Annotated in this window: 15 protein-coding genes; 11 read left to right on the forward strand and 4 right to left on the reverse strand. The window is 65.2% G+C overall.

Annotation, left to right across the window (positions count from 1 at the left end; all coding sequences use genetic code 11):
- Nucleotides 1-20 precede the first annotated feature (20 nt).
- Nucleotides 21-1,307 carry an alpha/beta hydrolase gene (locus KB879_RS12730; protein WP_211981591.1) on the reverse strand — a complete coding sequence of 429 codons (1,287 nt, stop codon included), beginning with the start codon at nt 1,305-1,307 and terminating at the stop codon, nt 21-23.
- A gap of 208 nt (nt 1,308-1,515) precedes the next feature.
- Here KB879_RS12730 and KB879_RS12735 point away from each other — a divergent pair, with 208 nt between their 5' ends.
- Nucleotides 1,516-2,229, forward strand: a complete 714-nt coding sequence (locus tag KB879_RS12735; protein WP_153953499.1) for a TetR/AcrR family transcriptional regulator — start codon at nt 1,516-1,518, stop codon at nt 2,227-2,229.
- A gap of 191 nt (nt 2,230-2,420) precedes the next feature.
- Here the strand turns inward: KB879_RS12735 and KB879_RS12740 are convergent, their stop codons facing one another.
- Nucleotides 2,421-2,867, reverse strand: coding sequence for a group 1 truncated hemoglobin (locus tag KB879_RS12740; RefSeq protein WP_153953498.1), 447 nt, complete (start codon nt 2,865-2,867; stop codon nt 2,421-2,423).
- A gap of 222 nt (nt 2,868-3,089) precedes the next feature.
- Nucleotides 3,090-3,800: an SDR family oxidoreductase gene (locus KB879_RS12745; RefSeq protein WP_211981593.1), complete on the reverse strand. Its 711-nt coding sequence runs from the start codon at nt 3,798-3,800 to the stop codon at nt 3,090-3,092.
- Nucleotides 3,801-3,956: 156 nt separating this feature from the next.
- Here KB879_RS12745 and KB879_RS12750 point away from each other — a divergent pair, with 156 nt between their 5' ends.
- The 10 genes from KB879_RS12750 (at nt 3,957) to KB879_RS12795 (ending at nt 14,714) form a co-directional block, all read left to right on the forward strand.
- Nucleotides 3,957-4,427 (forward strand): SUF system Fe-S cluster assembly regulator, encoded by a 471-nt coding sequence (locus KB879_RS12750; protein ID WP_013953167.1) that lies wholly within the window; start codon nt 3,957-3,959, stop codon nt 4,425-4,427.
- 31 nt (nt 4,428-4,458) lie between these two features.
- The gene (gene sufB, locus KB879_RS12755; RefSeq protein ID WP_153953496.1) at nt 4,459-5,907 is read left to right on the forward strand and encodes a Fe-S cluster assembly protein SufB; all 1,449 of its coding nucleotides are present in this window, start codon (nt 4,459-4,461) and stop codon (nt 5,905-5,907) included.
- Nucleotides 5,908-5,960: 53 nt separating this feature from the next.
- Nucleotides 5,961-6,707, forward strand: coding sequence for a Fe-S cluster assembly ATPase SufC (gene sufC / locus KB879_RS12760; protein WP_013953169.1), 747 nt, complete (start codon nt 5,961-5,963; stop codon nt 6,705-6,707).
- Nucleotides 6,704-8,047, forward strand: coding sequence for a Fe-S cluster assembly protein SufD (gene sufD / locus KB879_RS12765; protein WP_211981596.1), 1,344 nt, complete (start codon nt 6,704-6,706; stop codon nt 8,045-8,047). Before sufC ends, sufD begins: the two co-directional genes overlap by 4 nt.
- Nucleotides 8,044-9,312 carry a cysteine desulfurase gene (locus KB879_RS12770; protein WP_153953493.1) on the forward strand — a complete coding sequence of 423 codons (1,269 nt, stop codon included), beginning with the start codon at nt 8,044-8,046 and terminating at the stop codon, nt 9,310-9,312. Before sufD ends, KB879_RS12770 begins: the two co-directional genes overlap by 4 nt.
- Complete coding sequence (sufU, locus tag KB879_RS12775; protein ID WP_013953172.1) at nt 9,312-9,758, forward strand: Fe-S cluster assembly sulfur transfer protein SufU; 447 nt, start codon at nt 9,312-9,314, stop codon at nt 9,756-9,758. Before KB879_RS12770 ends, sufU begins: the two co-directional genes overlap by 1 nt.
- A 4-nt stretch (nt 9,759-9,762) precedes the next feature.
- Complete coding sequence (locus KB879_RS12780; protein WP_211981597.1) at nt 9,763-10,131, forward strand: SUF system Fe-S cluster assembly protein; 369 nt, start codon at nt 9,763-9,765, stop codon at nt 10,129-10,131.
- A 1-nt stretch (nt 10,132) separates the two neighbouring features.
- Nucleotides 10,133-10,453 carry a non-heme iron oxygenase ferredoxin subunit gene (locus KB879_RS12785; RefSeq protein WP_013953174.1) on the forward strand — a complete coding sequence of 107 codons (321 nt, stop codon included), beginning with the start codon at nt 10,133-10,135 and terminating at the stop codon, nt 10,451-10,453.
- A 152-nt stretch (nt 10,454-10,605) separates the two neighbouring features.
- A complete protein-coding gene (locus KB879_RS12790) occupies nt 10,606-14,073 on the forward strand; it encodes an adenylate/guanylate cyclase domain-containing protein (RefSeq protein ID WP_211981598.1) in 3,468 nt (1,155 codons plus the stop codon).
- Nucleotides 14,070-14,714 carry a hypothetical protein gene (locus tag KB879_RS12795; RefSeq protein ID WP_153953492.1) on the forward strand — a complete coding sequence of 215 codons (645 nt, stop codon included), beginning with the start codon at nt 14,070-14,072 and terminating at the stop codon, nt 14,712-14,714. The genes KB879_RS12790 and KB879_RS12795 overlap by 4 nt, the downstream gene beginning before the upstream one ends.
- Here KB879_RS12795 and KB879_RS12800 read toward each other — a convergent pair.
- Nucleotides 14,695-15,726, reverse strand: a complete 1,032-nt coding sequence (locus KB879_RS12800; RefSeq protein WP_013953177.1) for a patatin-like phospholipase family protein — start codon at nt 15,724-15,726, stop codon at nt 14,695-14,697. The two genes, KB879_RS12795 and KB879_RS12800, sit on opposite strands and share 20 nt — an antisense overlap.
- Nucleotides 15,727-15,831: the final 105 nt, after the last annotated feature.

Below are 15,831 nucleotides of genomic sequence, written 5' to 3' on the forward strand. Positions count from 1 at the left end.
GATCGGATTGGTCGGGTTCGTTATTGGGGAAAGGTCTCGCGCAGCCAGCTCTGCAGCAGGCGGCCCGCCGCATAGCGGCCAGGCTCCTCGCCCTTGGCCAGCGCGCGGCCGTGGTGGTCGCCGCGCACGCGGTGGTGCTGCGTGTCAGTGCTGGCTATGCTGTGGAAGATGTCCGCGATGACGCCTGGAAAGCAGGCCTGGTCAGCTGTGTATTCGATCAGCAGGGTGGGCTGGTGAATGGCCGGGGCGGTCCGGGACAGCGCCGCGTTCGACGACAGCCCCGACCACGTCGACAACCAGCTCTCTGGCGAGCAGACACGTGCGAAGCCGACTGAACCGTAGTTGGAAGCAAACGGGTCCGCGCCCCAGAGCGATCCGTACTTGCGCTCAGACGGATCGAGCGACAGGTCGAAGCAGCGCAGGTCGGCATCCGTGCGCCACACGGTGAAGAGCTGCGTGTGGGCGGCGCGGCGCCGGATGGCATCGCTGACGGTACCGGGGTTGCGCTTCACTTCCGCGCGAGCATCCATGCGCTCGGCAATCATCGTCCTGGCCAGGTTGTCGAGGCGCTGCACCCGTATGGCCTGCGCAGCGCGATACCGCGCCACAAAGTCAGCGTGGTACGCGGAGGACTGAGGGGCCGGCGCAAAGCCATTGGCAGCCGAGAACGCATCGAGCGCCGGAACGACGGAAAGCGGATCAGATTCATCGCTCACGGCCGGGTCGATGCAGCCCTGCAGCAGCACGCCCTGCCCCGGGTGCGGCGCGACAAACACGACGCCATCCACCGCCGGCAGCGTCGCTGACGCGAGATTGGTGGCGCGGCCGCTAGGCGTCCTGGGGATCCGTGCCGCGGGGGCTGCGTTGGATTGCTGGACATACAAGGCGTACAAGCCGCTGCCTCCGGAATTGCCGAGCAGCACGATGCGGCGAAAACCCGCTTCAAGCAGGTAGCTCACGCTTGCGGCCACGTCGTAAAGCGCGAACTCGTGCTCCAGGCGCTGGTCGTTGCCGACCGAACGCGGCGACTGCGACCACGCCGCGCAGCCCGCTTCCACGATGTCCGGAATCAGGTAGTGGCAAGCCATGAATTCACGCGGATGCATGATGCAGACCACCGTATCCGGCTGGCCTGCGGCGTAGAGCGAGCCACCCGTGGCTGCACCATCCTCCGTACGCAGCACGACGTTGCGCGTCACCGTGCCGGGTGGCACGTCGCGCGGGTTCCAGTCGGTATTGAGAAACCCGGCAATCGGGCCGGCTGCCGCGGGCGATGCGTGGGGGGGCGTCTTGGAACTTGTCATCATCTCACTCCGTTTTTTACAGAATAGTCTATTTTTCGACGTTAGCGTAAATTTATTCGCAGCCGTGTCGAATCACGGATAGAAGTGATCTTTGTGACACTATTTCAAAGGATTCAGTGCGAGCCGCCGGCCATTGGGGTGGCGCGTCCGCGTCTTATTGTTTATCGTGGTGGCGTCTCGACGCCTGCGTCGAAAAACTGAATGGCAGTCCATGGCAAAGACACAGACCAAGAGCGACGCACTGCGGGACTCGATCCTGGAAGTTGCAACCCGCCTCTTCATCGAGCGTGGCTTCGATGGCACCGGACTCAACGACATTGCCGACGCAGTGGGACTGAGCCGCCCCGCGCTGTACTACTACGTCAAGAGCAAGGAAGCCATCCTCGAGGAACTGACCACCGCGGTCACGCGCACCGCTGCGCAACTGGCGACCGAGGCCATCCCTGAAGCGATGCGCACGCCTGCCGGCATTCTGCGCCACCTGGTGCTGCGCCATGCCACGCTGATCCTGTCGCACCCGTTGCAGTTCCGCGTGGTGGAGCGCAACGAACACAACCTGCCGCTAAAGCAGCGCAAGATGGCGGAACAGTCGCGCCGCGCGGTGCTCGAGCAGTTCCGGCAAGCGATCGAATTCGGCATCGATCATGGAACGTTCCGCGTGGTGGACGCGAAAGTCGCGGCGTTCTCGATCATAGGCATGTGCAACTGGACCGCGTGGTGGTTCAATCCCGCCGGACAGGTTTCCATGGATGATGTCGCAGGACAGATCGCGGATATGGCGCTACGTTCGGTGGAATTGCCCGCCAGCCGCGCATTGGAAAAGCCGGGTCCGGCAGCCATCCTGCAATTGCTGCGGGACGACCTGACGCTGCTGGAGCGCAGCCTGCAAGTGCCGGCCGCGGTCGAGCCCGATTCCGGGGCGTAGCAGTGGCCAGTCCGGAGCGCGCGGGCTGGGGGCGCCGGATCGTGACATACGTTAGCGATTGGGCTATGTCTCTGATGAGGTTGTGGGTGTCAAGGTATTACCGCGCGGCACTACAGCCCTCCGGGGCGCATGGCCGAGCGCGTGGCAGCCCGGTCGTTAGTGGGCCGACGCGAGGCTGAGGGAAAGCAGGGCTATCGAGAGACGATGTCCTTCCTCATTGGCCCTAGCATGCCGAGCAACTCTTTCTGTTCCTGAGACGGCACCTTGAATTTGGTAAGCGACTTCACCAGGTCTTCCACCAGCGCATCAAACTCGCCATTGGTGATTCCCATGCCGGCATGGGCGGTCCTCATGTCACGCCCAGAGTAAGTGCATGGCCCTCCTGCGCCAGCACAAATCTGTTCAACCAGTCTCGTCTTCAAACGCGGAATATTGGCCGTGGCGAACTTTGCATTGATACGCGCGTCGGCAGCAACATTTCCAACAAAATCGTCGACGACCGCTGTAATTGCCTGGATGCCACCAAGCCGTTCGTATAACGAAGGCATGGTTGGCTTCGGCTTATCCGGCATGGCGCAACCACCGAGTCCAATCAATGCGGCCAGCAGAACACCGTACAGAGAAGGTGAAATGCGCATGGTCGTCTCCTCTTGCAGGATTCAGACTCCGGACAGACTTGAAAACAGTTGCTGGCGCAATCTGCAATGATGAACTGCCGACGCCTGCTTATATGGGCGATTCCGCTGGTTCAGCATAGCAGATTGCATGGTTTTCTCATGGCCCTTCCGAGTAGGGAAATCCGCCGCTATCCGGATGCTCGAAGCCGCGTTTTCGACGCGGCTGCCGCGAACCCTCCGGGGCTACCACGGAATCGGCTGGCGATCGCGGAAGAACCCGCCGGTGGGGCCATCGTCGGGCAGCGTTGCCAGCCAGATCACAGTGTCGATGCCCTGCTCCGGCGAGCGCGGCGCATCGGGGCCGCCCAGGTCGGTGCGACACCAGCCGGGGCACACCGAGTTGACCTTGACACCGCTATCGGCCATCTCGGCGGCCAGGATGCGCGTGACGGCATTCAGCGCCGTTTTCGAGATTCGGTAGGCCGGCACGCCGCTGCCCATCTCCGCCAGCTGTCCCATGCCCGAAGCCAGGTTGACCACCCGGCCGGCGCGGCTGGCGCGCAGCAGTGGCGCCAACGCCTGGGTGGTCCGCAGCACGCCAAACAGATTGGTTTCCAGGGTGCGGCGCAGGGTCTCGAGCGGCAGTTCGAGCAGGCTGGTGCTGTAGTGATCGAGTGAAACACCAGCGTTGTTGATCAGCACGTCCACGCGACCGAAGCGTTCGGTCAGCCAGCTGACCAGCGCGGCCGCCGAGCCTTCCTCCGTGACGTCAAGGGGACGGCATGCAATCGGATGCCCCCCAAGCTGGAGTTCTGTCTCAAGCGCCGCGAGGTCCGTCGGCTTGCGCGCCGTGGCGACGACCAGATGACCTTCAACTGTGGCCAGACGGCGCGTGGCTGCGCGGCCCAAGCCGCGGCTCGCGCCGGTGATGACGGTAATGGGTTGGTTGACCATGCCTGAGTCCTCGCCGCTCGCGCAGATAATCATCTATACACCGTCGCCCGCCACCTTGTGCCAGCGGATCCCCCGGATCCTGGCCTGACTTCGAACCCGGATGTCGGAACAAATGAGGACCGAATTAGTTCTAATTAGCAAATACTGGTGGCGACGATGCTCAGACTAAGCAAGCTGACTGACTATGGCACGGTGATCATGACGCACTTGGCGCGAAACCCGGGCCGAATCTACAGTGCCGCAGAGGTCGCCGCCGCGATCGGCGTGGCGGTACCGACGGCAAGCAAGATTCTGAAGATGCTGGCAAGACACCACTTGCTGGAGTCCATGCGCGGTGCCAATGGCGGCTATCAGCTGGCGCGACCGCCGGAACAGATCTCGATCGCACAGGTGATTGACGCCATGGAAGGCCCGGCCGGCATGACCGAGTGCAGTGTCGCTGCCGGCCTGTGTGCGCAGGAGGGCCTGTGCGCCATCCGTGCCAACTGGCAATCGATCAATCGAGTCATTTTTAGCGCACTGAATGGCGTGACGCTGGCAGATATGGCGCAACCGGTATTGCACCCGGTGGATATTGGCGCCTTGCGCGCCCGACGCACAAACGGGCCGCAAGCCGACATTCAGTGATTCAGGTGACAGTGGCAAGCGAAGGCAGATCATGGCAACCCCGGCACGCAAGCTCGACGAACTGATCAACCAGGGCTATAAGCATGGCTTCTACACGCCCGTGGAGACGGACACGGTACCGTGCGGGCTGGATGAGGACGTGATCCGCATGATCTCGGCCATCAAGGGCGAACCGGAATTCATGCGGGAGTGGCGTCTCAAGGCCTTCCGCCACTGGCTGACAATGTCCGAGCCGCACTGGGCGACGGTCAAGCACCCGCCCATCGACTACCAGGCGATCGCCTACTATTCAGCGCCGCACTCCCAGAAGGCGGGACCGAAGACGCTGGACGAGGTCGATCCGGAGTTGTTGCGCACCTACGAAAAGCTGGGCGTGCCGCTGCACGAGCGTGAACTGCTGGCAGGCGTGGCCGTGGACGCGGTATTCGACAGCGTCTCGGTGGCCACCACCTTCAAGCAGAAACTGGGCGAACTCGGCATCATCTTCTGCTCGTTTTCCGAGGCGGTGCGGGAGCATCCGGCGCTGGTGCAGCAGTATCTCGGCTCGGTCGTGCCCTATACCGACAACTTCTTCGCCTCGCTCAACTCCGCCGTGTTCAGCGACGGCTCGTTCTGCTATATCCCGCCCGGGGTACGCTGCCCGATGGAGCTGTCGACCTACTTCCGCATCAATGCCCGCAACACCGGCCAGTTCGAACGCACTCTGATCATCGCCGACCAGGGCGCCTACGTCAGCTATCTGGAGGGTTGCACCGCGCCGATGCGCGACGAGAACCAACTGCATGCCGCGGTGGTGGAGCTGATCGCGCTGGAAGACGCACAGATCAAGTACGCGACCGTGCAGAACTGGTATCCGGGCGACAAGGACGGCAAGGGGGGCATCTACAACTTCGTCACCAAGCGCGGTGACTGCCGCGGCGCGCGCTCGAAGATTTCGTGGACCCAGGTGGAGACCGGCTCCGCCATCACCTGGAAGTATCCGAGCGTGATCCTGCAGGGCGACGACTCGGTCGGCGAGTTCTATTCAGTCGCGCTGACCAACCACTACCAGCAGGCCGACACCGGGACCAAGATGACGCACCTCGGCAGGAACACCAGGAGCACCATCCTTTCCAAGGGCATCTCGGCCGGCCACGGCCAGAACGCTTACCGCGGGCTGGTGAAGATGGCCAGGAGCGCGGTTGGCGCACGCAACTACTCGCAGTGCGATTCGCTGCTGCTGGGGGACAAATGCGCCGCCCATACCTTCCCTTATATCGAGGTTAAGAACGCCACCGGCCAGGTCGAGCACGAGGCCTCCACCTCGCGCATCGGCGAGGACCAGTTGTTCTATTGCCAGAGCCGCGGGGTCAGCGCAGAGGATGCGGTTTCTATGATCGTGAACGGTTTTTGCAAGGAAGTATTCAAGGAGCTGCCGATGGAATTCGCGGTGGAAGCGCAGAAGCTGCTGGGCGTGAGCCTGGAAGGCAGCATCGGGTAAACGTGGCGCGCACGGCGCGCGCCGCAGGGCGCACTGGATGAAAGAAGCCGGCCATGCTTGAGATCCGCAAGCTGCATGTCAGCGTAGATGACAAGCCCATCCTGCACGGCATCGACCTCGCCGTGAAGGCCGGGGAGGTGCACGCCATCATGGGCCCGAACGGTTCGGGCAAGAGCACCCTGGCCCACGTACTGGCCGGGCGCGACCGCTTTACCGTGACAGAGGGCGAGGTCCTCTATGACGGCACCAGCCTGCTTGGCATGCCGCCGGAAGAGCGCGCCCGCGCTGGCATCTTCCTCGCCTTCCAGTATCCGGTGGAAATTCCCGGCGTCTCCAATATCTACCTGCTCAAGGCGGGGCTCAACGCGATCCGCAAGCACCGCGGCCAGCCAGCGCTGGACGCCATGGATTTTCTCGCCCTGGTCAAGGACAAGCTCCAGCTCATGGAGATGGACCAGGACCTGCTTTACCGATCGGTGAACGAGGGCTTCTCCGGCGGCGAGAAGAAGCGCAACGAGATCCTGCAGATGGCGGTGCTGGAGCCGCGCCTCGCCATTCTCGACGAGACCGACTCTGGCCTCGACATCGACGCGCTCAAGATCGTCGCCAGGGGCATCGAGGCCATGCGCAGCCCGCAACGCGCGATTGTGCTGGTCACGCACTACCAGCGCCTGCTCGATTACATCGTGCCGGATCAGGTTCACGTGCTTGCGCAAGGCCGCATCGCCAGGTCTGGCGGGCCCGAGCTGGCGCGCGAGCTGGAGCGGCACGGCTATGCCGGGATGGAGTCTTCAACATGAGCGCAAGCGGACTGGAGCACTATCTCGCCGAGTTCGCCCGCGTCGAGGCCACACTGCCCGGCCGCCGCCTGGGCTGGCTTGCGCACGCGCGCCGGCAGGCGCTGGAGTATTTCGCCCAGGCCGGGTTCCCCACGCTGCGCCAGGAGGACTGGAAATACACCAGCGTGGCCGCACTCGAGCGAAGCCGCTTTGCCGTGGCACTGCCGCAGGGCGGCGACGGCCTGGACGGCGCGGTGGCAGCGCAGATCGAGGCGCTCGCCCTGGCCGGCGCGCACCTGATGGTGTTCGTCAATGGCGTGCACCAGCCGCAATGGTCGCGCATTGGTGCCCTGCCTGCGGGCACGGAGCTGGCCAGCCTGGCCGCGACGCTGGAGCGCGCGCCGGACTGCCTGGAAGCGCTGCTCGTGCGTCGCGCAAGCGAGTACCCGTCCGGTTTTGCGTCCGGTTTCGCCGCCTTGAACATGGCGCTCATGACTGATGGCGCCTATATCCGCGTGGCGGCGGGCACCGTCCCCGAACAGCCAATCCACTTGCTGTTCCTCGCCACGGCTGGCGAGCTGGCAACCCATGCGCGCAACCTCGTGGTGGCGCAAGCCGGCAGCCAGGTCTGCATCGTGGAGCATCACGCGGGCCTGGATGGCCTGGCCTATTGCACCAATACCATCACCGACATCGTTGCCGAGCGCGATGCGCAGGTCGAACATCACAAGCTGCAGCAGGAGAGCCTCAAGGCCTTCCATATCGCCGGCGTGAACCTGGACCAGCGGCATGGCAGCCGCGTCGCCTCCAGTTCCTTTGCCCTGGGCGCCGCCCTGGCGCGGGTCGACATTGAAGTCGGGCTGAATGCCGAGCATACCGATTGCTCGCTGGACGGGCTGTATATGACCGGCGGGCGGCAGCATATTGACCACCACACCCGCATCGACCACGCCAGCCCGCACAGCAAGAGTCGCGAGTTCTATAAAGGCGTGCTGGCGGGCGCCTCGCGCGCCGTCTTCAACGGCAAGGTGGTGGTGCATGCCGATGCGCAGCACAGCGACGCGCATCAGTCCAACCGCAACCTGCTGCTGTCCGACAACGCCGAGGTCGACACCAAGCCGCAACTGGAGATCTATGCCGACGACGTCAAATGCAGCCACGGCGCCACCGTAGGCCAGCTCGATCCCGAGCAGATCTACTACCTGCGCTCGCGTGGGATGGACGATGCCGAGGCGCGTGCCCTGCTGACCTTTGCCTTCGCCGAGGAGGTCGTCAGGCGGCTCGGCCCTGCCCCATTACGCACGCGGCTGGAAACGCTTTTGCGCGGCCGGCTGCCGGAGCCCGTGAAGGAGCTGCCATGAACACGGCTGCGCATGAACTGATGGCCGTGGAGCAAGCGTTGACGGTCGCCAGCCCGGAGGTAGAGCGGCTGCGGCAGGATTTCCCTATCCTGCGCCAGACCGTCAACGGCAAGCCGCTGGTCTATCTGGACAACGCCGCCACCACCCAGAAGCCGCAAAGCGTGATCGATTCCGAAGCGCATTACTATGGCGCGCTCAACGCCAATATCCACCGCGGCGTGCATACCCTGAGCCAGCGCGCCACGGATGCCTATGAGGCCGCGCGCGACGCAGTGCGAGACTTGATCAACGCCGCCGGGCGCGAGGAAATCGTGTTCGTGCGCGGCACCACCGAGGCGATCAACCTGGTGGCGGCAACTTTCGGCCAGCGCCTGCGCCCGGGCGACGAGATCCTGATCAGCGCGATGGAGCACCACTCCAATATCGTGCCGTGGCAACTGGCGTGCCAGCGCACCGGCGCCTTGCTGCAGGTGGCACCGATCAACGATGCCGGCGAGCTGATGCTAGAGCAGTTCGCGCAATTGCTCGGCTCCCGCACCAGGCTGGTCGCGCTGACGCACCTCTCCAACGCGCTTGGCACCGTCAACCCGGTGCGACACATCATCGAGCTGGCGCATTTCCATGGCATCCCGGTGCTGATCGATGGCGCCCAGGCCGTGCCGCACCTCAAGGTCGACGTGCAGGCCCTCGATTGCGATTTCTACGCGTTCTCCGGGCACAAGCTTTACGGCCCCACCGGCGTCGGCGTGCTCTACGGCAAGGCCGCGCTGCTCGATGCCATGCCGCCTTACCAGGGCGGCGGGGACATGATTCGCGAGGTCACGTTCCGCAAGACCACCTACAACGAGCTTCCCTACAAGTTCGAGGCCGGCACCCCCAATATCGCCGGCGTCATCGCCCTTGGCGCCGCCATCAGGTACGTGCGCGCGGTCGGCCTGGAAGCCATCGCCGCCCACGAGCACGCGCTGCTCGCCTATGCCGGCGCGCAGGCAGCGAGGATCGCCGGCCTGCGCATGATCGGCACGGCTGCCGACAGGGCGAGCATCCTCTCGTTCACCCTGGACGGCATCCATCCGCACGATGTCGGCACCATCCTCGATCAGCACGGCGTGGCGGTCCGTGCCGGCCACCATTGCGCCATGCCGGTGATGGAGCGCTTCGGCGTGCCTGCCACGGTGCGGGCTTCCTTCGCGTTGTACAACACGCGTGAAGAAGTGGATGCACTGTTTGCTGCCGTGCGCGCGGCACAGGAGGTATTCGCCTGATGTCTGACCTGCGCAACCTCTACCAGGAAGTGGTTGTCGACCACAGCCGCTCGCCGCGCAATTTCGGGCGGCTGGCGGCAGCGAACCGCAGCGCCGAGGGCTTCAACCCGCTGTGCGGCGACCGGTTGACGCTGTACCTGAGAATCCGCGACGGGGTGATCGAGGACGCCAGCTTCGAGGGCTCGGGCTGCGCCATCTCCACCGCCTCGGCCTCGCTGATGACAGAAGCGCTCAAAGGCAAGACCGAGGCGCAGGCGCGGGTTTTGTTCTCCGGCTTCCACGCGCTGGTGACCGGAGCGCCGGGGCAGGCCGAGGTGCCGATGGGAAAGCTGGAGGTCCTGGCCGGCGTGCGCGAGTTCCCGGCACGCGTGAAGTGCGCCACCCTGGCGTGGCATACCATGCAAGCCGCTTTGGAGAACAGCGCCAGGCCGGTCTCAACGGAGTAAAACCATGAGCATGATCGATTGGCTGCACAAGGCCAGGGAACACGAAGACAGGTTCGAGCCTGAGCCGGACAGCCTCGAGGGGCGGGTGATAGCGTCCTTGCGCACGGTGTACGACCCCGAGATCCCGGTCAATATCTACGACCTTGGCCTGATCTACCAGCTATCGGTGGACGAAGCCAGCGGCAAGGTGGGCATCCGCATGACGCTGACCGCACCGGGCTGCCCGGTGGCGCAGACATTCCCTGGCGTGGTGGAGGGCGCCGTGATGGAAGCCAGCGGGGTGGAAGATGTCGAGGTGGAACTGGTGTGGGACCCGCCCTGGTCGAGAGAACGGATGAGCGAGGCGGCACGCCTGGAACTGGGGCTGCTCTGAAATGAGTGATTGGATCGATGTCGCCCAAGCCCAGGACTTCGCGCCCGGCACTTGCCGCAGCGTCGATGTCGATGGCGTCCAGGTCGCGGTATTCAATGTGGATGGCAATTACTACGCCATCGAGGACCTCTGCTCGCATGAGGCCGAGCCGCTCTGCGGCGGCGACGTGGAAGGCCAGGAAGTCGTCTGCCCGCGCCACGGCTCGCGCTTTTCCCTGCTGACGGGCGAGGCGCTGTCCCCGCCCGCCTACGAACCGGTGGCGACGTTCCCGGTCCGGGTGGCGGACGGCAAGGTGCAGGTCAGGGACGAGCGCGGGGAATAAGCGTACATCCCGAGTCGGTGCAAGATCAGTCACTTGGCCTGGAGCAGTCTGGACGCACTGTCATCAGGCAGCACCGCCTTGCCATCCCCGTCGATCCCACCTCTAATAGTGTTGAGTACCGTCCAGGCGACCAACGACGGCCAGGAGGCGAAATGCGCTGCACCAGTTGCGGTTTCGCGAACCTTGCGGGAGCCAACTTCTGTGAGGCATGCGGGGCAAGGCTTGGCCGAGCCTGCCCACAGTGTGGCGAAGAGGCCACTGCAGCCGCGAAATTCTGCCGCGCTTGCGGCTTTGCGCTGTCCGACGCCCCTGCCAGCACTGCTTCCACGCCAGTGCCGCCTGCGGCCACGGCCCCGGTCCTCTACACGCCGCCCCACCTTGCCGGGCGCATCTTGGCCGAGCAGGCTGCAATGGAGGCCAGGGGCGAGACTGCCGGCGAGCGCAAGACCATCACCGCGCTGTTTGCCGACATGGCGGGCTCGACCGCGCTGACGCAGGACCTGGACCCCGAAGACGCGCGCCGGCTGATCGACCCCGTGGTGACGCTGATGATGGAAGCCGTCCACCACTATGAGGGCTATGTGGCCAAGTTCCTCGGCGACGGCATCCTGGCGCTGTTCGGCGCGCCGATTGCCCACGAGGACCATGCCTTGCGCGCGCTCTACGCGGCGCTGCGCATGCAGGATGCGATGCATCGCCACAGCGACCGGGTGCGGCTGGAGCAAGGCATTCCGCTGCAGATCCGGATCGGCGTCCATACCGGCGAAGTCGTGGTGCGCTCGATCCGCAAGGATGACCTGCATACCGACTACGATCCGGTCGGGCACACCATCCATATCGCTTCGCGCATGGAGGGGATTGCCACGCCGGCGTCGATCCTGGTCAGCGAATCGACTCACAGGCTCACCGAAGGCTATTTCGAGTTCACGGCGCTGGGGACCACCCATGTCAAGGGCGTGCGCGACCCGCTCGCGGTGTATGAGGTGGTTGGCCTGGGTGCCTTGCGCACGCGCCTGCAGGTGGCAGCGCACCGCGGACTGGCCAGGTTTGTCGGGCGACAGGATGAGCTGGCGCACTTGCACGCGGCGCTGGAGCAGGCCAAGGCGGGGCACGGGTGCATTGTTGCAGTGGTCGGCGAAGCGGGGGTCGGCAAGTCCCGGCTGTTCCATGAATTCAAGGTCAGGTCGCAGCAGGGCTGCCTGGCGCTGGAGACCTTTTCGGTCTCGCACGGCAAGGCTTTTGCCTACCTGCCGCTGATCGAGATGCTGAAGAGCTATTTCCAGATCACGGCGCAGGACGGCGATCGCAGCTGCCGCGAAAAGGTCACCGGCAGACTGCTGACGCTGGACCGTTCGCTGGAAGAGCACCTGCCCTACCTGCTCTACCTGCTCGGCACCATTGAGCCCGACTCGCCGTTGCCGACCATGGACCCGACCATCCGGCGCCAGCGTACCTTCGACGCCATCGCGCGGCTGCTGGTCCGGGAAAGCCTCAACCAGCCACTGGAAGTCATTTTCGAGGACCTGCAATGGCTGGACGGTGAGACCGAGGCGTTCCTCAACATGCTGATCGACCATGTACCCGGCGCGCGGATCCTGCTGCTGGTGAACTACCGGCCGGAGTACAGCCATCACTGGAATGCGGACGGGCATTATTCGCAGCTGCAGCTGCAGCCGCTGGGGCAGGCGGAGGCGCAGGAACTGCTGACCGCGCTGCTCGGGGACGACCGCAGCCTGGTGCCGCTGAAGCGGCTGATCCTCGACAAGACCGAAGGCAACCCCTTCTTCATGGAGGAAGTGGTCCAGACCCTGGCCGAGGAAGGCACGCTGCTCGGCCAGCCCGGCTGCTACCGCATCGAAACTGCGCCGGCCCTGCTCCATATCCCCACCACAGTGCAAGGCGTGCTGGCCGCCCGTATCGATCGGTTGCCGCTGGCCCAGAAGGAGCTGTTGCAAACGCTGGCCGTGATCGGCAAGGAGTTCCCGCTGAGCCTGGTCCTGCGCGTGACCGGCTTGCCGGAAGACCACTTGCATCCGCTGCTGGCCGACCTGCAGGCTGCGGATTTCGTCTACGAACGTCCGGCATTCCCTGAGGTCGAGTACGCCTTCAAGCACGCGCTGACCCAGGAGGTGGCCGGCAGCTCGCTGCTCACCGAGCGGCGCAGCGCGTTGCATGAAAGCTCCGCCCAGGCCATCGAGGCGCTCTTCCATGGCCGGCTCAAGGACTACTGCAGCGAACTGGCGCACCACTACAGCCTCAGCGGCAACATCCCGAAGGCGGTCGAGTACCTGCACTGCGCCGGCCAGCAGGCACTGCTGCGCTCCGCGCAGGCCGAAGCGATCCGGCACCTGAGCACCGCCATCGACCTGATCAAGCGGCAACCCGACAGTGCCGAGCGCGCGCGCCAGGAACTGACGCTGCTGCTTGCGCTCGGGCCCGCGCTGATTGCGGCCCGGGGCCAGGCATCACCCGAAGTGGAGGGCAATTACCGGCGGGCGCTGGCCTTGTGCGAGCAAGGCCAGCAGACGCCCTACCTGTTCTCGGCACAACTGGGGCTGTGGGCGTTCTATCAGCTGCGTGCGCAATACCAGGTCTCGCTGCCTTTGGGCAAGCGGCTGCTTGCGCTGGCCATGAAGTCGCAGAAGCCCAAGCAACTGGCGGAGGGCCATCGCGCGATTGGCGCCACGCTGTTCCGCCTCGGCATGCTGGACGCCGCGCGCAAGCATGTTGAGGCGGTGCTCGCGGTGCCGCATCCTGAACAACCAGCGTACGACTTCCTGACGGGCTACGGGCGCGACCCGGCCGTCCACGCTACCAGTACGCTGGGCTGGATCCTGTGGTACCAGGGGTTGGCGGACCAGGCACTGGCGCGCTGCCAGGAGGCGCTGGCCATGGCCCGGGCCCGGCCGGATGCATACAACCTTGCGCTGTGCCTGGTATTTGCCGCGGAACAGCATCGATGCCGGCACGAAGTCCGGCTGACACAGGAGTATGCCGAAGCCGCCATCGCCATATCGGGCGAACAGGGTTTTCCGATCTACCTGTCGTGGGGCACCGTCCTGCAGGGCTGGGCGATGGCGGAGCTGGGCAGTCACCAGGAAGGCGTTGCGCTGACGCGCCAGGGCGTAGCCGCCTATGAGGCCACCGGCGGCAGACTGGGCATGCCGAACCTCCTGGCCCTGGTTGCCGAGGCCTGCGGCAGGGCAGGCCAGACCACCGCCGCGCTGGACGTGCTCACGCAGGCACAGGCGCTGGTGGAAGAGACCGGAGAGCGGCTCGATGAGTCAACCGTGTACCGGCTGCGCGCCGAGATGCTGCTGCAGCTGTCGGCAGAGCACCCCGCGCCGCCAGCCGCGCAGGTGGAAGCCGAGGCCTGCTTGCACCGGGCCATCACGGTCGCCCACGAACAACGTGCAAAGCCGCTGGAACTGCAGGCCACCCTGAGCCTGGCCCGGCTGTGGCGTCAACAAGGCAAGGGCGACGCGGCGCGTGAAGCGCTGGCCCGGATCCATGGCAGCTTCAGCGAGGGCACCGATACCGCGGACTGGCGGGAGGCCCAGGCGCTGCTCGAAGCGCTGACCGCCGACCACGCCAATACCACGGAGCGCCCGCACGCATGACTCCGACGCCAGCCCTCCCCCTGCAAGACCGCTTTGTCGCCCTGTGGACACGTGCGGGCGGCACGCGCGCGGCCGACGCCTATACCGATCTCGCCTGTTACTACGGTGAACCGACGCGGCACTACCACACCCTCGACCATGTACGCCGCTGCCTGCACGACCTGGACTGGGCGCGCAGCGCGATACCGGATACCGACGAGGTGGAGCTGGCGCTCTGGTGCCACGACGTCATCTACGTGCCCGGCGCCACGGACAACGAGCAACGCAGCGCCGAATGGTTGCGCCATTGGGCAGGCGGCACCATCGCCGCCGCCGCGCGCGTGGCCGCCCTTATCCTGGAAACCACCCACGCCGAAGTGCCGGCAAGCCTGGCTGGCCGCTTCACCGCCGATATCGACCTGGCGGCGCTGGGCTGCAGCCGCGCGCGCTTCCAGGAAAATGGCGCCAACCTGCGGGCCGAACGCACCGACCTGGACGACGCCGCCTATGACGTCGCCGAGCGCGCCTTCCTGGGTGCGCTGCTGGCCAGCCCACGCATCTACACCACCGATCTGTTCCAGGCGCGCTACGAGGCGCAGGCACGCGCCAACCTGACGTGGCGGCTGGCACAGCCGGTCTGGCCTACAGGAACTCTCCGCTGATATCGATGCTGGAGCACCGGCCCACGCTGTCGTAGTGCTGCTCCAGCCACCGGCTCGCTTCTGCCCGGCCCTTGTCGCGCAGCGAGCACAGGAAGTCCCAGTCGGCGTTGTACTTGGTGGAGACCCCCAGCGCGGCCATGGTCTGGTCCGAGCGGATCGAGTGGATCCACATCTCCTTCATCTCCGTGCGGTCGACCTTGCCCTGCTGGATCAGCGACGTGACGAAGGCAATGGCGCGCATCTCGCGCATCAGCGACGAGTTGAAGCTGACCTCATTGACGCGGTTCAGGATATCCGCGGCCGTGGTCGGCACACCGTGGCGCACGATCGGGTTGATATGGACGATCACGACATCGTGGGTCTGGCAGTGATAGATCAGCGGAAAGATCGCCGGGTTGCCGACATAGCCGCCATCCCAGTAGTGCTGGCCGTCGATGCTGACCGCCTGGAACAGCGTAGGCACGCAGGCCGAGGCCAGCACGGCGTCGATGCTGAGTTCCTCGGGCGGGAAGATGCGTATCCGGCTGGTCTCGATATTGGTCGCACACAGGTACAGCTGGATCGGGCAATGCTCGCGCAGTGCCGCAAAGTCGACCTGGCTGCCAAGCACTTCGCGCAGCGGATTCAGGTTATTGGGATTGAACTGGTATGGCGACAGCAGGCGCAGCGCGATGTCGGCCATCGCATACATCGGGGAATGGTTCAGGCCCAGCGTATGGCTGCTCTTGAACCAGGGCAGCCACCGGAACGGGTTGTAGCGCTGCGCCGAGTGCGCGATCGCCTCCCAGAAATCATGCAAGGCCAGGCGTGCGCCGTCACTGCCGCCCTGCAGCAGCCCGTAGGCCAGCACCGTGGCGTTCATGGCCCCGGCGCTGGTGGCGCTGACGCCTTCGATCGCCAGCCTGCCGTCCTCCAGCAGCCGGTCGAGCACGCCCCAGGTAAAGGCGCCATGCATGCCGCCGCCCTGCAGGGCGAGCGCCACAGGCTTGGGTTGTGCAGGCTCTGGCTGCATGCGTTCTTCCCTTCAGCGGCGGCAACCCGCCATGATCAAGTGTAGGGAAGAACTGTGCGTGCAGCGTAGTGCCGGACGCGCGCAGTGGCACACACCACGCATGCC

Origin of the sequence: Cupriavidus sp. KK10 (assembly GCF_018223725.1) — a bacterium.
GTDB lineage: Bacteria > Pseudomonadota > Gammaproteobacteria > Burkholderiales > Burkholderiaceae > Cupriavidus > Cupriavidus necator.

Bases quoted from the DNA above. Each gene is read 5' to 3' on its own strand.
- KB879_RS12730 (WP_211981591.1), bottom strand. From the start codon at position 1,307: ATGATGACAAGTTCCAAGACGCCCCCCCACGCATCGCCCGCGGCAGCC.
- KB879_RS12735 (WP_153953499.1), top strand. From the start codon at position 1,516: ATGGCAAAGACACAGACCAAGAGCGACGCACTGCGGGACTCGATCCTG.
- KB879_RS12740 (WP_153953498.1), bottom strand. From the start codon at position 2,867: ATGCGCATTTCACCTTCTCTGTACGGTGTTCTGCTGGCCGCATTGATT.
- KB879_RS12745 (WP_211981593.1), bottom strand. From the start codon at position 3,800: ATGGTCAACCAACCCATTACCGTCATCACCGGCGCGAGCCGCGGCTTG.
- KB879_RS12750 (WP_013953167.1), top strand. From the start codon at position 3,957: ATGCTCAGACTAAGCAAGCTGACTGACTATGGCACGGTGATCATGACG.
- sufB (WP_153953496.1), top strand. From the start codon at position 4,459: ATGGCAACCCCGGCACGCAAGCTCGACGAACTGATCAACCAGGGCTAT.
- sufC (WP_013953169.1), top strand. From the start codon at position 5,961: ATGCTTGAGATCCGCAAGCTGCATGTCAGCGTAGATGACAAGCCCATC.
- sufD (WP_211981596.1), top strand. From the start codon at position 6,704: ATGAGCGCAAGCGGACTGGAGCACTATCTCGCCGAGTTCGCCCGCGTC.
- KB879_RS12770 (WP_153953493.1), top strand. From the start codon at position 8,044: ATGAACACGGCTGCGCATGAACTGATGGCCGTGGAGCAAGCGTTGACG.
- sufU (WP_013953172.1), top strand. From the start codon at position 9,312: ATGTCTGACCTGCGCAACCTCTACCAGGAAGTGGTTGTCGACCACAGC.
- KB879_RS12780 (WP_211981597.1), top strand. From the start codon at position 9,763: ATGAGCATGATCGATTGGCTGCACAAGGCCAGGGAACACGAAGACAGG.
- KB879_RS12785 (WP_013953174.1), top strand. From the start codon at position 10,133: ATGAGTGATTGGATCGATGTCGCCCAAGCCCAGGACTTCGCGCCCGGC.
- KB879_RS12790 (WP_211981598.1), top strand. From the start codon at position 10,606: ATGCGCTGCACCAGTTGCGGTTTCGCGAACCTTGCGGGAGCCAACTTC.
- KB879_RS12795 (WP_153953492.1), top strand. From the start codon at position 14,070: ATGACTCCGACGCCAGCCCTCCCCCTGCAAGACCGCTTTGTCGCCCTG.
- KB879_RS12800 (WP_013953177.1), bottom strand. From the start codon at position 15,726: ATGCAGCCAGAGCCTGCACAACCCAAGCCTGTGGCGCTCGCCCTGCAG.